The organism is Bacillus sp. IBL03825 (assembly GCF_024712505.1).
Lineage (GTDB): Bacteria > Bacillota > Bacilli > Bacillales > Bacillaceae_G > Bacillus_A > Bacillus_A wiedmannii.
The window spans coordinates 3,568,078-3,585,952 of sequence record NZ_JAMXKE010000001.1; the positions used below are offsets into that span (position 1 = coordinate 3,568,078).

Here is a 17,875-nt window from a genome sequence, read left to right on the forward strand (position 1 = left end):
TAGTTTTGGCAAGTTATCTTATCTCTTTTATATACCATTTTCAATAGAAAAATCCTTGTTTTTTCACAAGGATTCCTCTAGGCTACTATTTCAGAAAAATAATCGTTTGTCAACGAGAAATGGATATGTATGCCAAGATTATACATTCCAAACCTTTATCATGATCCAAATGATCAATATCCAAAATGGGATAACAAGTAACAATCCCCAAAAACAGCCTTTAAAAAATCTCATGATGAACACCTCGTTCATCGGCCCTACTTATTTATAACGAGGGCTGAATCAATCTTTCTCTCTTTAAAACCTATACTATTTTGTCATCGCATGTTCTACTTTAATGCAACGATCCATTATTACAGTATAGCCTGTTTCTTGCAAAAGTTTATATGTATCTTCATCTTGTACTCCTAATTGTGCCCAAAAAACATCTGCATCAATCTCTACAAACTCTTTCGCAACATCCATTAAAAATTCTGAACGGCGGAATACATTTACAATGTCCACATGTTCCTTAATATCCTTTAGTGAAGAAACTGCTTTTTCTCCAAGCACCTCATTTACTGTTGGGTTTACTGGAATAATGCGATACCCAGCATCTTGCATTGCTTTTGAAACCATATACGATGTACGTTCTGGCTTATCCGATAATCCAACAACTGCAATCGTTTTGCTTTTCTTTAATACTTCACCAATTTCCGTACGAGTTGGGTTTTCAATTGTCATAATTTATCCCTCCTATTCCTTTAGTATAGCCGATAAAGAAAGTCTCTTTCAATATGAAAGAGACTTTCTTTTATTTCAATTATTGATTCTTTGTAGCTGAATTATCTGCTAAAGTAGCTGTTTTCGTCATTTTTTGACCGTTACGATAGAATGTAACTTCTACTTTCTCGCCTACTTTTTTCTTTTCATATAAATATTTACGGAATTGAAGTGAATTTTCTACTTTTTGATCATCTAATGATACTACAATATCATATTGCTCTAAACCAGCTTTTTCTGCAGGTGATATTGGGTAAATTTTACCTAATACAACGCCGTTTGTTACTTCTTTCGGTACTTTCAATTGATTTACTGCATAAGCTTGCACATCTTCTAATGAAACGACACCTACTCCAAGAGCTGGACGTTTCACCACTCCGTCTTTTTCAAGTGATTCAATGACTGGCTTTGCAATATTAATTGGAATAGCAAATCCAATTCCTTCAACTTCTTGTTGTGCAATTTTACTTGAATTAATCCCAATTATTTCACCATTTTGGTTAAACAACGCACCACCACTATTACCTGGGTTAATTGCTGCATCTGTTTGAATAACTTGAGCATTCCAATCTGCACGCTTATCGCCATCAATATCTACTGGAATTTCACGTTCTTTGCTACTAATAATACCTTCCGTTACACTTCCATCAAACCCTAGTGGGTTACCAATTGCAATCGCTTTTTCACCCGCACGAAGTTTACTTGAATCACCTAAAGTGGCAACTTTATTTACATTAGATCCTTCAATTTCTACAACCGCTAAATCTAACCAAGGGTCTTTCCCTACAAGTTTTGCATCTACCTTTTTACCATCACTTAGTTTTACAGCAAGTTTATTCGCTCCATCTACTACATGATTGTTCGTTACAATATACGCTTTATTTCCTGCTTTTTTATAAATAACACCTGATCCTGAGCCAGCTTGTTGTTCTTGGCCTGTCGGTTGCATTGCAAATGGATCAACACTTTGTTGCATATTAATCACACCTACAACAACATCTTTCGCGCCTTCAATCATACCAGGTAAATCAATTTCATTTTTTGCTTTATTGACCACAGGAACTACAGTACCTTCAACTTTTGAATCCGAACTGAATGATGATACAACCGCTCCATTATTTTGAGCCCATGGCATATATGGTGCCGCAAAACTAATTGTGACAGCCCCGACTACTGCTCCAACTAAACCTGTGAAAAAATATCCTTTTTTACTACCTGTTTTTTTCATTTCTCTCGTTTCACTATGCTCTTCATTCAAATTCGGTCCGTCGTAATATCCCATGTTTTATTTCCCCTCTCTGGTGAATTCGTACTTTCAGTATAGTCACAGTTTGTGTCCTTCTTGTGAACTCATCGTGAAATCCAATTAAAAAAATACGCCTATCTATCATTGTAGACAAGAAAAGTATTTTTTGTACATTCCACCTACAAAAGAGAGTATAAATTTGCTATACCCCAAAGCCAAAGCGCATAGTAAATTAAAGGTTATTCTTCAAATTTATAACCAACTCGAATAACAGTACCGATATGCTTCGCTTTATCTCCTAGCTTATTTCGTAGTTTTTTAATATGAGTATCAACCGTTCGGTCATCACCGTAGTAATCATATCCCCATAACTGATCTAATAAATGTTGACGTGACAACACAATTCCTTTGTTCTCCATTAAATAAACAAGAAGTTCAAATTCCTTATGTGTCAATATAATTTCTTCTCCATCGACTAAAACGGTTCTAGATAGACGATTCACTTCTATTCCAGCTAAAGACATAGCATTTTCTTCCGCTACTCCTACCACACCATCCGCACGTTTCAATAACGTCTTCGCACGAGCTACTAACACTTTCGGGCTGAAAGGTTTCGTTACATACTCATCTGCACCTAATTCGAACCCTAGTAATGTATCATCCTCATCCGAACGTGCTGTCAACATAATGATTGGTACTGCTGATTCTTTTCTAATTCGTCTACAAACAGACCATCCATCTATTTCTGGTAACATTATATCTAACATAATTAAATCAATTTCATGCTCTGCAAATAATTCTAACGCTATTTTTCCGTCTTCTGCTTCGATTACTTCAAAGCCTTCATTACGAAAATAATCACTAACGATTTCACGTAATCTTCTTTCATCTTCAACAAGTAATACTGTTTTATTCATATCATCTATCCCGCCTTTTTACTCTTTCAATCGAATAATACGTTGATTGGAGCTTCCGCGAAATGGAAGTGTTAAATCTTTTTTCTCGATTTCAAATCTTCCATCGACTAAAACATCCCCATAATGTAACAACTCTATCATATCATTATTTTGAGAACTCTGTATCTCTTCTAACGTATAACCTGTATACATCCAAAGATTTTTTTTCAAGTCTTTCACAGCTTTTGCTACTTTTTTCACTTCAGCTGCTTGAAAAAATGGATCTCCACCTGAAAATGTTACATCAGTTAATGTATTACTTGCAATCTCTTTCACAATTTCTTCTACTGTCATTTCAGTTCCATTACAAATATTCCACGATTTCGGATTATGGCAACCGAAACAACGATGCGGACAGCCCGCAAAAAACACGACTGTCCGCAATCCTTCCCCATCTACTACACTATCATGAATGATGTTCATCACTTTCATTTATGCTTCACCCGATCCATCTCTTCACTACGTTTCGCACTATTCCACTTCGACATATCTCCTACAAGATAACCTGTTATACGGCGAATTCTTTCTATATTAGCCTCGTCTCCATTTCCGCAGCTGGGGCATTCATTACCAATAACTCCGTGATAACTGCAGCATTTACAACGATCAACAGGATGATTAATTGAACCGTATCCAACGCCATGATCTGCCATCGCTCGTACAATTTGTTTTAATGCCTGTTTGTTATGCATAGCTGCTCCGTCTAGCTCAATATACGTAATATGTCCCCCGTTACATAGAGCATGGAAAGGTCCTTCTAAACGAATTTTATTTATCGCTTGAATGCTATAGTAAACTGGAATATGGAATGAATTCGTATAATAATTATGGTTCGTTATACCGCTAATCACACCAAATTCTTCTCTATCTTTTTTCACAAACTTCCCTGATAACCCTTCTGCAGGAGTTGCAATTACTGAGAAATTCAGTTCCTGTTCTTCCGTCGCTCTATCCATTCTAGCTCTCATAAAGGAAATGATTTCATACCCGAGTTTCCATGATTCTTCATCTTCTCCATGATGCTTTCCTGTTAAAGCTACTAAGCACTCCGCAAGACCGATAAAACCAAGACTTAGCGTCCCTTGCTTTAAAATGGATGCTACAGAATCTTCAGGCTGTAACTTCTCTCCACCGCGCCATACACCTTGTGAATATAAAAATCGAAAATCTCTTGCTCGCTTCGTACATTGATACTCAAATCTCTCTAATAATTGCTTAATTCCTAAATCTAAGTAATAATTTAACGCTTCAAAAAATGCTTCTTTTGAACCACTAATTAACGCTAATTTCACTAAGTTAATAGACGTAAATGATAAATTGCCTCTTCCAATCGCTGTTTCTTCTCCATGTATGTTAGACATAACACGGGTACGACATCCCATATAACATACTTCACTTTCCGGTCGTCCGTCATAATGCACTGCATTAAATGGCGCATCTAAAAATGAAAAGTTAGGGAATAATCGTTCAGCCGTTGTCTCTAACGCTAATTCAAATAAATCATAGTTCGGATCACATTCTTCAAAGTTCACACCTTTTTTCATTTTAAAAATTTGAATCGGAAAAATTGGTGTTTCTCCTTTACCAAGACCAGCTTGTGTCGCTTTTAAAAGTTGTCTAACTAATAACCGTCCCTCTTTTGATGTGTCTGTTCCATAATTAATAGAAATAAACGGTACTTGTCCCCCGCCCCTACTGTGCATACTATTTGAATTATGAACGAAAGCTTCACACGCCTGATACGTATCATTTTCTGTTTCTTTCCATGCAAATTCTTCTATTTGTTCTTTCGTAAGCGGATATGACTCTAATCGTTTCTTATGTCTCGCTACTGTTTTTCTCACATATGGAGCTAAATCAATATCAAAGAGTGCAAATGATTGACCACCGTGCTGCATATTTTGATTCGCCTGAAAAATAATAGACGAAAGAGCCAATGCACTTTTAATGTCTTGCGGTTGTCTCATATGCCCATGTCCGGTATGAAAACCGTTCGCAAGCATTTGCGCTAACGGAATTTGCGAACAAGTCGTCGTTCCTGTCGCATAAAAATCTAAGTCATGTGGATATAATATATTTTGATCTATCGCTTTTTTCACTTGATCTGACAATAAATTTTCAACTGCATAATATTTCGCACTCTCTGATGCGAACGTTCCCATTACTCCCATCGGAGAGCGACCATCTACATTTGCATTTTCTTGCATTAAATCTTGCTCACTACCGTGGACAATCGTCTCAAACACTCTCATTAATTCTTCTCCACGTACATTTCGTTGTAACATTTATAACCCTCCACCAATATGTTGTTGTCTTTTGATTAAAATGTTACTACATATAGTCTTGGTGTTTCTGTGAGAAATGTAACATTCCTGTGAAATTTTTTTCACGAAATAATGAATTTTTCATTTACAAAAAAGAAATGTGCTCTTTACAAATGTATGGTACAATATACGGGAAAAACTCTTTTTACCCTTTATCAACACATTTGAATAAAGGAGACTGAACTTATGGTTACTACATATCTTTTATTTATCGTTGCCTACTTACTTGGCTCGATTCCATTCGCACTAGTCGTTGGAAAAATCGGCTACGGGATCGATATTCGTGAGCATGGAAGCGGTAATCTAGGCGGAACAAATACATTCCGCACACTAGGGAAAAAAGCAGGTTTTATCGTTACAATTGCTGACATTTTAAAAGGTACATTAGCAACAAGTCTACCGATTATTTTCGGATTAGATGTTCACCCACTATGGTTCGGATTAGCAGCTGTTCTTGGACATGTGTATCCGATTTTCGCGAAATTCCGTGGTGGTAAAGCTGTTGCAACTTCTGCTGGCGTGCTATTATGCTACTCTCCAGTTGTTTTTGCAATATTAGCTGTTGTCTTTTTCAGCCTTTTATTTACAACAAGATACGTATCACTTTCTTCTATGGTAACAGCCGTCGTTGCTGTTATTGCATCCATTGTTAGCGGGGATAAAATCTTCATTATTGCGATGTGTTTATTAGCAGGTATGGTTATTTATAAACACCGTGCAAATATCGGACGAATTATAAATAAAACTGAACCGAAAGCAAACTTTTCAAAAAAGCAAAAATAAGATCGTAACCCACATAACGCAAAAAGAAAACGTGAAGCATATTAATAGCGTCTTTTTGCGTTATTTTTTATACTAAAGAAAAAGCAACATAATTTGGAGGAACTATACATGAATCTTTCCGTAACAAAAGAAGCAGCACAATGGTATAAAAACGAATTAAACTTACAATCGGGTGAAACACTACGCCTTTTCGTACAATACGGCGGTTGCAGTACTGTGCAAAAAGGACTTTCTTTAGGTATTCGTAAAGACGATCCTGCACATCCTGCTGTTCAAACACAAGAAGAAGGTATTAACTTCTTTATTGAAGGCGACGATGAGTGGTTCTTCGATGGACATAATTTAGCTGTTACATTTAACGACGGTGATGATTTCCCGCAATTTAATTATGAAAAATAAAAAAGCGTGGCTTCTGCCACGCTTTTTTATTTTTTCTTAATTTCCTCATATTTCGCATACCACTCTGGATATAACTTTTTAAATGATACGGGCCTGAACCCTTCTTTTTTCGCGCAAATATTCGTCGTACTTGCAGTAATACAAAGTTCACCTTCACCGTTATATATTTCATAACCATATACAACGCGAAGCGGACTAACAGTATCAATCCACGTTTTCACAATTGCTTTTTCTCCGTAACGCATCGCTTTACGATATGAAATTTGCAAATCTAATACAGGAGAAATAATTCCCTCTTTCTCCATTTCAACATATGAAAATCCTAAATCTTGTATAAGTTTCGTGCGACCTAGTTCAAGCCACACCAAATAGTTTGAATGGTAAACAACACCCATTTGATCTGTTTCCGCATAACGGATTTCAACTTCATGTTCTGCTACAAACATATGTATTCGCCTTCTTTCACTTCTGCTACCTTGCATACATTTAATCATAATACAGTGACATCAAAAATAAAATAAAAACAGTGAATCTTTTACTGAAAGGAGCAAGCATATGATTCAAATTGTAACTGTTCGTAGCGGTGATAGCGTATATAGCTTGGCATCAAAGTATGGATCAACACCTGACGAAATAGTAAAGGACAATGGACTAAATCCAGCTGAAACACTCGTTGTAGGTCAGGCACTCATCATTAATACGAAAGGGAATAATTATTATGTACAGCCTGGCGATAGCCTATATCGAATCTCTCAAACATATAACGTACCTCTCGCTAGTTTAGCTAAGGTTAATAACTTATCTTTAAAATCCATTCTCCATGTTGGACAGCAATTATATATACCAAAAGGGACAAAACGCGCAGTAGAATCCATCGCTTATTTACAACCTTCAACAATACCAATAAAAGAAAGTTTGGTTAATGCTACGCGTGCCATTAATCCATTTTTAACATATTTGGCCTACTTCAGTTTCGAGGCAAAAAGAGATGGTACGTTAAAAGAACCAACTGAAACAGCTAAAATCGCTACTATTGCAACGCAAGGTAATACCATCCCTATGCTCGTTATTACAAATATTGAAAATGGAAATTTCAGTGCCGATCTGACATCGGTTATTTTACGCGATGCAACGATTCAAAACAAATTTATTACTAACATTTTGCAAACAGCTGAAAAATATGGCATGCGAGACATTCATTTTGATTTCGAGAGTGTGGCACCTGAAGATCGTGAAGCGTATAATCGTTTTTTACGAACTGTAAAAACACGCTTACCTAGCGGGTACACATTGAGTACAACGCTTGTACCGAAAACAAGTTCAAATCAAAAGGGCAAATTTTTCGAAGCTCACGATTATAAGGCACAAGGACAAATTGTTGATTTCGTCGTCATTATGACATACGACTGGGGTTGGCAAGGTGGGCCACCGATGGCTATTTCTCCTATCGGCCCTGTAAAAGAAGTACTTCAATACGCAAAATCTCAAATGCCTCCACAAAAAATTATGATGGGGCAAAACTTATACGGATTCGATTGGAAACTTCCGTTCAAACAAGGTAACCCGCCTGCAAAAGCAATTAGCTCTGTCGCAGCTGTTGCACTAGCTCGTAAATACAATGTTCCTATCCGTTATGATTTCACAGCTCAAGCTCCTCATTTTAATTACTTTGACGAAAACGGCGTACAACACGAAGTTTGGTTTGAAGATTCACGGTCTGTTCAAAGCAAATTCAATTTAATGAAAGAACAAGGTATAGGCGGTATTAGTTACTGGAAGATTGGCTTACCATTCCCGCAAAATTGGCGTTTACTCGTTGAAAATTTTACGATTACGAAAAAGGGCTGACTTATGTCAGCCCTTTTTGACTATTAAAAGTCCGTCACAAAAAGAAGAATGACAACATTCTTCCTTTTTAACCGTTATCAACAATCGGTTGTTTGCCTGTTTGGTCTTGCATTTGCTTTCCCTTATTGCCACCAGCTTTTTTTGATTGTGTTCCAATATGATTCGGTGCAAAGTCTTTTGAATTCTTTTTCGGATTACCCATTACTATCGCCTCCTTAACACTAGTATCGTACTAGTGTTAAGAATTATTCAGCTTGCTTAAAAAGTTGCATTTCATAACGTTTTTCAATACGCTCTTCAATGCGATCGATTGCATCACGATCACTTAATAATTGTTGTTTATTTTCTTTCACAAGTTCGTCAAATGATTTACGGCGACTTCTTCTCATGCTGTTCACCCTCTCTCCTTCGCATTCTTACTATACATAGTATGAGCAAATGAAAAACTCTTTAATCAGATTTGCAAGAAAATTTTATGTTTTAGTACTCCTAAAAAAACTCCGTGTACAACTTCTTGTACACGGAGTTTTTTATACCATTATATTTAAATATTCTTTTAGCTTTTCATCTGCATTCATTTCACTTTGTTTATAATCACTTAGCGCTTGTAGTACGAAATCATACTGTCCTAAAATATAACTTTCTAATTTCAGGACATCCTCTAAGCTATTAAGCATAATTCTCGTATTACCAACTTCACTTTTTAACGCCGGTTCACAATTTAAACTCGTACATATTTCTTTCACATCATCTTCTAATATCTCTGTTAATACGTATTTCTTTCGCCCTTTTACTTTTATTCTCATAACTGGATAAAAAGCTTTTATATCTAAATAACTTCCTACATTCATGCAACGAACCCATTCGATATCACGTTTATTGCGTACAAGTATCTTTTTTACTGCCTCATATACTGCTGTTTCATCAAGTACTTCCGTATTCGATTTTCTTTTTTCTCCTTCTTCAATAGATGAACATTTTTGATAAACAGCTGCACAAGTAATACAATCATCAAACGCATTATGAGAACTTAAACGAATTCCAAGCATTCGCTTTAACGTTTCAAGTTTATGATTAGGCGCGTGCTTCATATATTTCTTTGCTAAAAAAACAGTATCAATCACTTTATTTTTAGGTTCAGGCAGCCCAAGCATATTTACATTACTTTTTAAAAAACGCATATCAAAAGATGCATTATGAGCGACAATAACATTTGTATGTAAAAATGCTAAAAATAAAGGTAATACTTCTTCAATCGTCGGTGCATCTGAAACACGATAATTTGTAATACCTGTTAAACTCGTTATTCGGTCCGGAATTGAACGCTCTGGATTCACATAGGAAACAAATTGATCTACTAGTTCATGATTACGATATTTCACTGCTGCAACTTGAATAATTTTATCATTATAAGGGTTAAATCCTGTTGTTTCAAAATCAATTACAACATAATCTAACGGTAAGGATATATTCCCCACTCCAAACACTCCTTTACCTCTAAACGTTTATATTTCTTTTATCATAACATGCTGCTATCACTACGTGAAAAAGAAAAGGCAGAAATGGTAACTTTCCACCTCTACCTTTTCACCGTTATTTTAATTTAGCAATCCGTTTCTCCATCTCTTTTTGCGTCATCGGTCCAATGAACTTATCTTGAATGACACCTTTCGTATCTATAAAATACGAAGTTGGGATCGTAATTACTTTATACGCTGTTGTCACATCAATGTTCTTGTCCAATAAAATCGGAAAAGTAATTCCTTTTTCCTTAGCAAAATTGCTTACCTTTTCTACTCCCCCGCCCTTTTCTGAAGGCGTATAATTTATTGCTAAAATTTCTACATTTTCTTTATGTTCTTTATAGAAAGCCTCCATATCCGGCATTTCTTGCTGGCAAGGTCCACACCACGTTGCCCAAAAGTTTAAAATCACTTTCTTTCCTTTTAAATCCGATAACTTTACATTTGTTCCATCTAACTTCGTTAATTCAAAGTTTGGCGCACTCTTCCCTATTTCGATACCATTACTTGCAATCATCTCTTTCATAGCAGCTTCACTTTTTTCTTGCTCCCCTTGTACCGCCTGATCTTTTTTACCAAATTGTTCATAAGCTGCATATCCCGCTAAACAAAGTAACACTACAATAATCGTAAGCTTCCGCCACATTTTATATCACCCTAACGTATTTATCTTCTTATTAACCTAATTACCCAAATACTATATACCTTATTTTAGCTTATACGGACGAGCTTGGAAATATTCACAGTCGAAATAATTAGAATGTTCTTATTTTAAGTGAAATTTTTTCCTTTTTATCATATAATTAGAAAAACAAATGAAGTGTTGCTTATCTTCTTATGGACCCATTCACCTTTTTACTCTCGTAGTTATAAACCTACAACAAAAGGGGGATTTTTTATGAATTCATTCGAAAAAACAACATTATATATTCTTAGTTTTCTTTTATACCCAGTCGGTATTATTACATGGATCATTTCACTCTTTAGTAAAGACCTTGAAAAAAAGAAAGTAGGGCGTATTTGTCTCTACGTCTCTCTAGTCTCATTCGTCCTTTTCTTAATTCTTGGAATTGCCACTTTCCTTACGACCACTACCTTTAACGTTGATCTGAATCATTCAGAATCTATCGAGTATCAAATAAATGATGCTGAATAAAGATAAGAGCAGTACTCTTATCTTTATTCACATCACTTGCAAAACGAATGACTATTTATTAATTTTTTAGGACTTCCACATGCAACAATACGTCCTTCTTTCATTATGACAACACGATCTGCTAGTATCGCTTTCTCTACATCATGTGTTGCCACAATTCTCGTGACCTCTCTTCCTAATCCTTCTATCATATTCCAAATAGTTTCTTGGTTGCTCGGATCTAATCCCGCAGTTGGTTCATCTAAAATAATAAGATTCGGATTTGAAACAATGGCACGTAATAATGCAAGACGTTTTCTTTCCCCTCCCGAAAACTCTTCACCGCTTTTATGTAGTACAGTTTGAACCCCTTCCGATAAACCTCTAATTATCGGCTTCACATTTACAAGCTCAATATTTTTTTCTAACTGGTTTTCTAAACACTTTTCCTCGAAATACATATTCTCTTTTACTGTCGTCCGAAAGAAACGAGGTTCTTGCCACACTGTAGTCATACGAGCCTCATCACCATAATAAACAATGTTACCATTAGATGGTTTATACAACCCTGTCATTAATTTTAAAAGCATTGTTTTTCCTGCGCCACTTTCTCCTACAATAATAACGAATTCACCTGGATTAATTTGCAAATCAATATTATGAATTCTGCATTTCTCTTCATCATTCTCCTGAAATGAAACATTTGTTACTGTCATCCCCATCCCTCTTTCTACCTTACTATCTGCCACTCGTTTATCTAAAAAGGAAAAAATTCTATTTGCCGAAGCGACTGCAACTTGTGTCATCATTAATAAATCGCCAACGTAACGGACTGGAAAAAAGAGCATTTCAATTGTGGCTAACACTGCAACAAGTGAACCAACTTCCATTTCTCCCTTCATTATTTTCTGCGCGCCCATAATGAGAACAACGATATATGCTCCTGTTTCAATCACTGTTCCAACTACTCCAATGCAGTGTTGCATCATCGTCTTCTTTACTTCCGATTTATAAGACTGTGCCGTTACTCCTTTAAATAATCGAATGGCCCATTTTTCTTTTTGTAAACTCCGTAAATCTTGTGCTCCTTTTACAAACTGTGACACCATCACTACAACACTTGATTGATTTTTTTGAGCAATGCTTGCAATATTTCTTACCTTTTTCCCCATCAACATTGGAACCGTTGCACTTAAAAATAAAAACGGAGTTACCCACAATATGAACTTTATATCTATATGTTTTAGTGCTATAAACGCACCTATAAATTGCGCAATGGCGTGTATATATTCTATTAATATAGAACCATATAATCTGACCCAGTTTGGAATATCAGACACAACTAACGTCTCTAACTCTCCTCCCTTAATCTGCTCACTCTCTTCAAACGGTAATACGAGAAAATGACGCATTACATCTATACGCTTCCTTCGCAATATTCGTTGACTTGCTTTGGAGCTTATATAATCAAATGAAAGATTGTTCACCCACATCAACAAGCGGCTAGCTGCAAACAAAGTAATGTAAAGATACACTCCCTTTAGCTCTCATTGAATAAGGTTATCTACAATTAGCCCCATGAATAGTGGACGGGATAAATTTAAAATAGCTGCAAAAATCCCACTACATATAGCAGCTATTACTAATAATTTTTCTTTCTGTAACGGTAACAATATTCTTTTATATTCTTTCATGATGTTCCCTCCATTTTTATAGTAAAAAGAAAGGGATGAAACCAATTGGTTTCATCCCTTTCCATAAAATAAGGAAGCTAACAGTTGTTAGCTTCCTTATCGTTCATTTCAATTATTTAGTTCGACACTTTTGACTCTTCAATTTTCTCACGAAGAACCATTTGTAGAATACCACCGTGACGGTAGTAGTCAATTTCTACTTCACTATCGAAACGAGCTACTACTTCAAATTGTTTTTCGTTGCCATCTGCATCAGTTGCAACTACTTTTACAAGATCGCGTGGTCTAACTGTTTTGTCAATTTGAATTTCAAATGACTCGTTACCAACAAGGCCTAATGTTTCAGCGCTTTCGCCATCTTTAAATTGAAGTGGTAATACGCCCATTAATACTAGGTTACTACGGTGAATACGCTCGAAGCTTTCTGCGATTACTGCTTTAATACCTAATAAGTTTGTACCTTTCGCAGCCCAGTCACGAGAACTTCCCATACCGTAATCTTTACCAGCAACAACTAGAAGACCTGTGCCATCTTCTTTATATTTCATAGCAGCTTCATAGATTGATGTTACTTCACCAGTTGGCCAATATGTTGTGTATCCGCCTTCTGTTCCTGGTGCGATTTGGTTTTTAATACGGATGTTCGCGAATGTACCACGCATCATAACTTCGTGGTTACCACGACGAGAACCGTAAGAGTTAAAGTCAACTGGTTGTACGCCGTTTTCTAATAAGTAGCGTCCAGCTGGTGTATGCTTACCAATTGAACCTGCTGGTGAAATATGGTCTGTCGTTACAGAATCTCCAAATTTACCAACTATGCGTAAATCTGATAATGTTTCAACTTCACCTGGTTCTTTAGATAATCCTTCAAAGAACGGTGGGTTTTGAATATAAGTTGAATCATTATCCCAAGTATATAAAGCTTCGTTTGAAGTTTGGATTTCATTCCAACGCTCATTGCTGTTAAATACTTGTGCATATTCTTTCTTGAACAGTTCAGATGTAACAACGCTTTGAACTACATCTTCAATTTCTTTAGCTGATGGCCAAATGTCGTTGAAGTAAACAGCATTGCCATTTGCATCTTTACCGATTGCATCATTTTTCAGGTCAATATCAACAGTACCTGCAAGTGCATATGCCACAACAAGTGGTGGTGATGCTAAGTAGTTTGCTTTTACAAGTGGATGAATACGACCTTCAAAGTTACGGTTACCAGATAAAACAGATGTTACTAATAAATCGTTTGCTGCGATTGCTTCTTCTAATTCCTCTGCTAACGGACCAGAGTTACCGATACAAGTCGTACAACCGTAACCAACTGTTTGGAAACCTAATTGATCTAAATATGTTGTTAAACCTGATTTATCTAAGTACTCAGTAACAACTTTAGATCCTGGTGCTAATGATGTTTTTACGTACTCAGGTACTACAAGCCCTTTTTCAATTGCTTTCTTCGCAACTAGACCTGCCCCAATTAATACGTATGGGTTTGATGTATTTGTACAGCTTGTAATTGCAGCGATTGCAATTGCACCTGTCTTCATCGTTACTTCTTTATCTTCTAATGTAACCTTCACTTCTTTATCGAACTCTTGCTCATTAAATCCAAGTCCTTGTGTTCCAACTGGTGCTAAAACAGCTTTATGGAACGCATCTTTCATATCTGAAAGTGGAATTAAATCTTGTGGGCGTTTCGGTCCAGAAAGGTTAGATTCGATTGTATTTAAATCAATTTCAACAAGATCAGTGTAAATTGGATCTTTGCTGTCTGCTGTATAGAATAAACCATTTGCTTTACAGTATTCTTCAACAATGCGAATTTGCTCTTCATCTCTACCTGTTAAACGTAAGTATTCTAATGAAATATCGTCAATTGGGAAGAATCCACAAGTTGCACCGTATTCTGGTGCCATGTTTGAAATTGTTGCACGGTCAGCTAAAGGCATGCTCTTTAGTCCATTACCGAAGAACTCAACGAATTTACCAACTACACCTTTTTGACGTAATACTTGTGTTACTTTTAATGCAACATCAGTTGCTGTAGTACCACTTGGAAGTGTACCAGTTAATTTCACACCAATTACTTCAGGTACTGGGAAGTATGAAGGCTGTCCAAGCATTCCTGCTTCTGCTTCAATACCACCAACGCCCCATCCAAGAACGCCGATACCGTTAATCATTGTTGTATGTGAGTCTGTTCCAACTAATGAATCTGGGTATGCAACTAAATCACCTTCAGCATTTTTCACAGCATGAACAACTGGTGCTAAATATTCAAGGTTTACTTGGTGTACAATACCTGTAGCTGGTGGCACTGCGCGATAGTTATCAAATGATTTTTGTGCCCAGCTTAAAAATTTATAACGTTCTTCATTGCGTTTAAACTCTAAGTCCATGTTGAATGCAAGCGCGTCTGCCGTACCCGCTCTATCAACCTGTACAGAGTGGTCAATTACAAGGTCTACAGTAATTTCTGGATTAATTTTATCAGGATCCCCGCCCATATCTGCCATTGCTTTACGAAGCGAAGCCAAATCTACAACGGCTGGAACACCAGTGAAATCTTGTAAAATTACACGAGATGGTTTAAATGGAACATCGATATCTTGCACATCTTTCGTTCCCCATTTCGCTAAATTTGTAACATGTTCTTCTGTAATTACACGTCCGTCTACTTGACGAAGTACGGATTCAAGTAAAACTTTCACGGAATATGGTAATTGAGATACGTTGCCAACCCCTGCGTTTTCAAGCGCTTTCAAATCATAATAATGATACGTTTTTTCATCTACTTCAAAAGTTGCACGTGATTGAAATGGATTATGTTTGACCATTATGTTTCCCCCCTGTTAAACGTGACTAAGTTGTCTGAATATAAAATGTAGACAAACTTTTCAATACCTTACGATAATATCTTATTACAACTTTCTAAATAAGTAAATAATAAGAAACTTATAGATTATCATAAGTTTTCTTTATGTTTCTAAATTTGAATAGTGTTCACGCTCCTTATGAATACTATTACCATAAAGTAAAGTGCTCTATTAGTGCTTTACTTACAGTTCATACATACTATGAACTGCTCATCATTCAACATACAAAAAAGTTATAGAGGTGAAATAAAATGGGTAAAAGAAAAGCAAATCATACTATTTCAGGAATGAATGCTGCATCTGCACAAGGACAAGCAACTGGTTACAATGAAGAATTTGCAAACGAGCCTTTAACTCCAGCAGAGCGACAAAATAATAAAAAACGTAAAAAGAACCAGTAACGAAAAATCCCAAAAGGTCCATTTTCCTTTTGGGATTCTTTCTAATGTTTATAACGTAGTAATTCCGAAACCGTTACAAATCGATAGCCTTGCTTTTTCAGCTCAGGTAAAATTTTTGCTAATGCTGCTACTGTTTGACTACGATCATTTCCTCCATCATGTAACAATACGATATCTCCACTTTTAGCATGTTTCACTACATGATTTACAATGGATTCAACCCCTGGATTTGCCCAATCACGCGGGTCTTGATGCCACGACCATAGAACCGTTTGATAACCCGCTTCTTTCGCGGTTTTAAATACAGCATCGTTAATATATCCGCCAGGAGGACGGAATAGTAAAGGTTCTTTCACCCATTTTTTAAAATATTTCTTTCCATCTAAAATATCATTTTCTAATTTTTCATCTGATGAATTACTCGCATACAAATGGTTCATCGTATGATTTCCAATTTCATGTCCCTCTTTTAACACTTGTTTCACTAAATATGGATTACGCTGCACTCGAAATCCAATCATAAAAAAAGTCGCTTCTGCTTTATATTGACGTAATAAATGTAAAACTTGTGTTGTATAAGTCGGATCTGGTCCATCATCAAATGTAATGGCAATAACCTTTTCATTATTAGGTACTTCCCATGTCACATAGCCAGTTGGTTCCAGCTCTTTTCTGAGCAACATTTTCGCTTCCACTTTTTCAACTTGAAATATATGTACTGCGCATAATAAAGAAAAAACGAATAGAAAAATTTTCTGTTTTCGCATAATGTTCATTGAAGTAATAAGGTTGTCGAATACACAACAACCTCATTTACTTTTCTAATTGATCTACATTTCGAATAATGTTTTGGAGATTATTTTCGTATTGCTCAAGTTGTGGGCGTTGTGTTTCCGAAGCTACTTCTAACGCATTTTGAATCTGTTCATACGCCTCCTGAACTTCTTGGCGTAACTCTTTTAAATCATGACCGTAGTTTGGATCATTTTTTACAATGTTGTTAAATGCATGTTCTGCTTGTGTAACCCCTTGCTGCGCTGCTTGAAAAGCTTGTTGTTTATCTTTATGATATGGCATTATATAATCCCCTTTCCATAATAGTTAGTCCCATTTATCTTTACCTTTTTTTCTAAAAACATTCTCGTATAAATTTGCAAACTTCTCTCATTCTAAAGAGAAAGAGGAGGTGTCACATACAATGGGAAAAAACAATCGTGAAGCGAAAGAAAAAAAAGGACAACCTGAACCATTAAGCGGATCTCATAAAGTAAAAAACCGTAACCATTCACGCCAAAAAAATCATGCACATCATGATATGTAAAACAAAAGGCTCACACTAGCTACCTTTATCACATACAATGTTTATATTTTTACATTTATTCTTCACCCCTACTTCATTCATGCATAACATAGTATGAATTGAGATTTTACGGAGGGTGTCTTACATGGGCAAGAAAAAGAAGGATTGTCTTTTTCATGTTGATGGTTTCGAAGAATGGATGGATCAATTTTGTTCTGATTCTTGTAGTAACTTTAGTTTCCCAAATCAAATTCATATTGACCTTTGCGAAACTGAACAAGAATACATTTTGGAAACAGATGTACTAAATGTATCCGAACAAAATGTAGTCATTAAAAAGATGGAGACAGGCCTAAACATTTGCATACTTCATAATAATAGTTCTTTACAGCGGATCATTCCTTTACCCGCTACTATTATTTATAAGAAGATGCTAGCCTGCTTAGAGAATGGATATTTAGCCATTCATATTTCCAAAAACGAAGTTGCTAATAAACATGAAGAAAAAGTTCTTTTTCAAATTGAGAATTAAAATAAAGTAAAACTTTAACCAATGGGAGTTTTACTGCCCGTTAATAGCGGGATAAATACAAAAATAAGCCCCAGTCATCTGCTGGGGCTTATT

20 protein-coding genes and 1 pseudogene are annotated in these 17,875 nt (G+C 36.0%); 7 read left to right on the top strand and 14 right to left on the bottom strand.

Features of this window, described 5'->3' with window-relative positions; all coding sequences use genetic code 11:
- Positions 1-309 precede the first annotated feature (309 nt).
- The 5 genes from NHG49_RS18160 to NHG49_RS18180 all read right to left on the bottom strand — a co-directional run bounded on the left by NHG49_RS18160 (position 310) and on the right by NHG49_RS18180 (position 5,249).
- Positions 310-723: a CoA-binding protein gene (locus tag NHG49_RS18160; protein ID WP_000151395.1), complete on the bottom strand. Its 414-nt coding sequence runs from the start codon at positions 721-723 to the stop codon at positions 310-312.
- A 79-nt stretch (positions 724-802) separates the two neighbouring features.
- The gene (locus NHG49_RS18165; RefSeq protein ID WP_258126407.1) at positions 803-2,044 is read right to left on the bottom strand and encodes a S1C family serine protease; all 1,242 of its coding nucleotides are present in this window, start codon (positions 2,042-2,044) and stop codon (positions 803-805) included.
- Positions 2,045-2,247: 203 nt separating this feature from the next.
- On the bottom strand, positions 2,248-2,925 hold the full coding sequence (locus NHG49_RS18170; RefSeq protein WP_001044675.1) for a response regulator transcription factor: 678 nt from the start codon (positions 2,923-2,925) through the stop codon (positions 2,248-2,250).
- Between the two features lie 18 nt (positions 2,926-2,943).
- A complete protein-coding gene (gene nrdG / locus NHG49_RS18175; RefSeq protein WP_000867065.1) occupies positions 2,944-3,396 on the bottom strand; it encodes an anaerobic ribonucleoside-triphosphate reductase activating protein in 453 nt (150 codons plus the stop codon).
- Positions 3,393-5,249, bottom strand: a complete 1,857-nt coding sequence (locus tag NHG49_RS18180) for an anaerobic ribonucleoside triphosphate reductase (protein ID WP_064476978.1) — start codon at positions 5,247-5,249, stop codon at positions 3,393-3,395. The genes nrdG and NHG49_RS18180 overlap by 4 nt, the downstream gene beginning before the upstream one ends.
- 225 nt (positions 5,250-5,474) lie before the next feature.
- On the opposite strand from NHG49_RS18180, the gene plsY reads away from it, so the two are divergent.
- Both plsY and NHG49_RS18190 read left to right on the top strand, forming a co-directional pair.
- Positions 5,475-6,071, top strand: a complete 597-nt coding sequence (gene plsY / locus NHG49_RS18185; RefSeq protein WP_000258967.1) for a glycerol-3-phosphate 1-O-acyltransferase PlsY — start codon at positions 5,475-5,477, stop codon at positions 6,069-6,071.
- Between the two features lie 108 nt (positions 6,072-6,179).
- Positions 6,180-6,470, top strand: a complete 291-nt coding sequence (locus NHG49_RS18190) for a HesB/YadR/YfhF family protein (protein ID WP_001054448.1) — start codon at positions 6,180-6,182, stop codon at positions 6,468-6,470.
- A gap of 26 nt (positions 6,471-6,496) precedes the next feature.
- Here the strand turns inward: NHG49_RS18190 and NHG49_RS18195 are convergent, their stop codons facing one another.
- Positions 6,497-6,916 carry an acyl-CoA thioesterase gene (locus tag NHG49_RS18195; protein WP_000495804.1) on the bottom strand — a complete coding sequence of 140 codons (420 nt, stop codon included), beginning with the start codon at positions 6,914-6,916 and terminating at the stop codon, positions 6,497-6,499.
- A 109-nt stretch (positions 6,917-7,025) separates the two neighbouring features.
- Here NHG49_RS18195 and NHG49_RS18200 point away from each other — a divergent pair, with 109 nt between their 5' ends.
- Positions 7,026-8,318 (top strand): glycoside hydrolase family 18 protein, encoded by a 1,293-nt coding sequence (locus NHG49_RS18200; RefSeq protein ID WP_064476979.1) that lies wholly within the window; start codon positions 7,026-7,028, stop codon positions 8,316-8,318.
- Positions 8,319-8,385: 67 nt separating this feature from the next.
- On the opposite strand, the gene sspN is transcribed toward NHG49_RS18200, so the two are convergent.
- The 4 genes from sspN to NHG49_RS18220 form a co-directional block, all read right to left on the bottom strand.
- The gene (sspN, locus tag NHG49_RS18205) at positions 8,386-8,520 is read right to left on the bottom strand and encodes an acid-soluble spore protein SspN (protein ID WP_000527987.1); all 135 of its coding nucleotides are present in this window, start codon (positions 8,518-8,520) and stop codon (positions 8,386-8,388) included.
- A gap of 43 nt (positions 8,521-8,563) precedes the next feature.
- Positions 8,564-8,707, bottom strand: coding sequence for an FbpB family small basic protein (locus NHG49_RS18210; RefSeq protein ID WP_001254698.1), 144 nt, complete (start codon positions 8,705-8,707; stop codon positions 8,564-8,566).
- Between the two features lie 141 nt (positions 8,708-8,848).
- Positions 8,849-9,796, bottom strand: a complete 948-nt coding sequence (locus NHG49_RS18215; RefSeq protein WP_064476980.1) for a 3'-5' exonuclease — start codon at positions 9,794-9,796, stop codon at positions 8,849-8,851.
- A 115-nt stretch (positions 9,797-9,911) separates the two neighbouring features.
- Positions 9,912-10,487 (bottom strand): TlpA family protein disulfide reductase, encoded by a 576-nt coding sequence (locus NHG49_RS18220; protein WP_000269060.1) that lies wholly within the window; start codon positions 10,485-10,487, stop codon positions 9,912-9,914.
- A gap of 252 nt (positions 10,488-10,739) precedes the next feature.
- Between NHG49_RS18220 and NHG49_RS18225 the strand changes: the two genes are divergently transcribed.
- Positions 10,740-10,997 carry a hypothetical protein gene (locus NHG49_RS18225; protein WP_064476981.1) on the top strand — a complete coding sequence of 86 codons (258 nt, stop codon included), beginning with the start codon at positions 10,740-10,742 and terminating at the stop codon, positions 10,995-10,997.
- A gap of 32 nt (positions 10,998-11,029) precedes the next feature.
- On the opposite strand, the pseudogene NHG49_RS18230 reads toward NHG49_RS18225, so the two are convergent.
- A pseudogene (locus NHG49_RS18230) lies at positions 11,030-12,670 on the bottom strand (ABC transporter ATP-binding protein).
- 116 nt (positions 12,671-12,786) lie between these two features.
- Positions 12,787-15,510, bottom strand: a complete 2,724-nt coding sequence (gene acnA, locus NHG49_RS18235; protein WP_064476982.1) for an aconitate hydratase AcnA — start codon at positions 15,508-15,510, stop codon at positions 12,787-12,789.
- Positions 15,511-15,800: 290 nt separating this feature from the next.
- On the opposite strand from acnA, the gene sspO reads away from it, so the two are divergent.
- Positions 15,801-15,950 carry a small acid-soluble spore protein O gene (sspO, locus tag NHG49_RS18240; RefSeq protein WP_000518050.1) on the top strand — a complete coding sequence of 50 codons (150 nt, stop codon included), beginning with the start codon at positions 15,801-15,803 and terminating at the stop codon, positions 15,948-15,950.
- 41 nt (positions 15,951-15,991) lie between these two features.
- On the opposite strand, the gene pdaB is transcribed toward sspO, so the two are convergent.
- Positions 15,992-16,717, bottom strand: a complete 726-nt coding sequence (gene pdaB, locus NHG49_RS18245) for a polysaccharide deacetylase family sporulation protein PdaB (protein ID WP_098102376.1) — start codon at positions 16,715-16,717, stop codon at positions 15,992-15,994.
- A gap of 46 nt (positions 16,718-16,763) precedes the next feature.
- Entirely contained in the window at positions 16,764-17,027 is a 264-nt protein-coding gene (locus tag NHG49_RS18250; protein WP_064476983.1) for a hypothetical protein, read from the bottom strand.
- A 121-nt stretch (positions 17,028-17,148) separates the two neighbouring features.
- On the opposite strand from NHG49_RS18250, the gene NHG49_RS18255 reads away from it, so the two are divergent.
- Both NHG49_RS18255 and NHG49_RS18260 read left to right on the top strand, forming a co-directional pair.
- Complete coding sequence (locus tag NHG49_RS18255) at positions 17,149-17,271, top strand: small acid-soluble spore protein P (RefSeq protein ID WP_000517650.1); 123 nt, start codon at positions 17,149-17,151, stop codon at positions 17,269-17,271.
- A gap of 124 nt (positions 17,272-17,395) precedes the next feature.
- Positions 17,396-17,782, top strand: coding sequence for an Hsp20/alpha crystallin family protein (locus NHG49_RS18260; protein ID WP_064476984.1), 387 nt, complete (start codon positions 17,396-17,398; stop codon positions 17,780-17,782).
- The last annotated feature ends 93 nt before the right edge of the window (positions 17,783-17,875 follow it).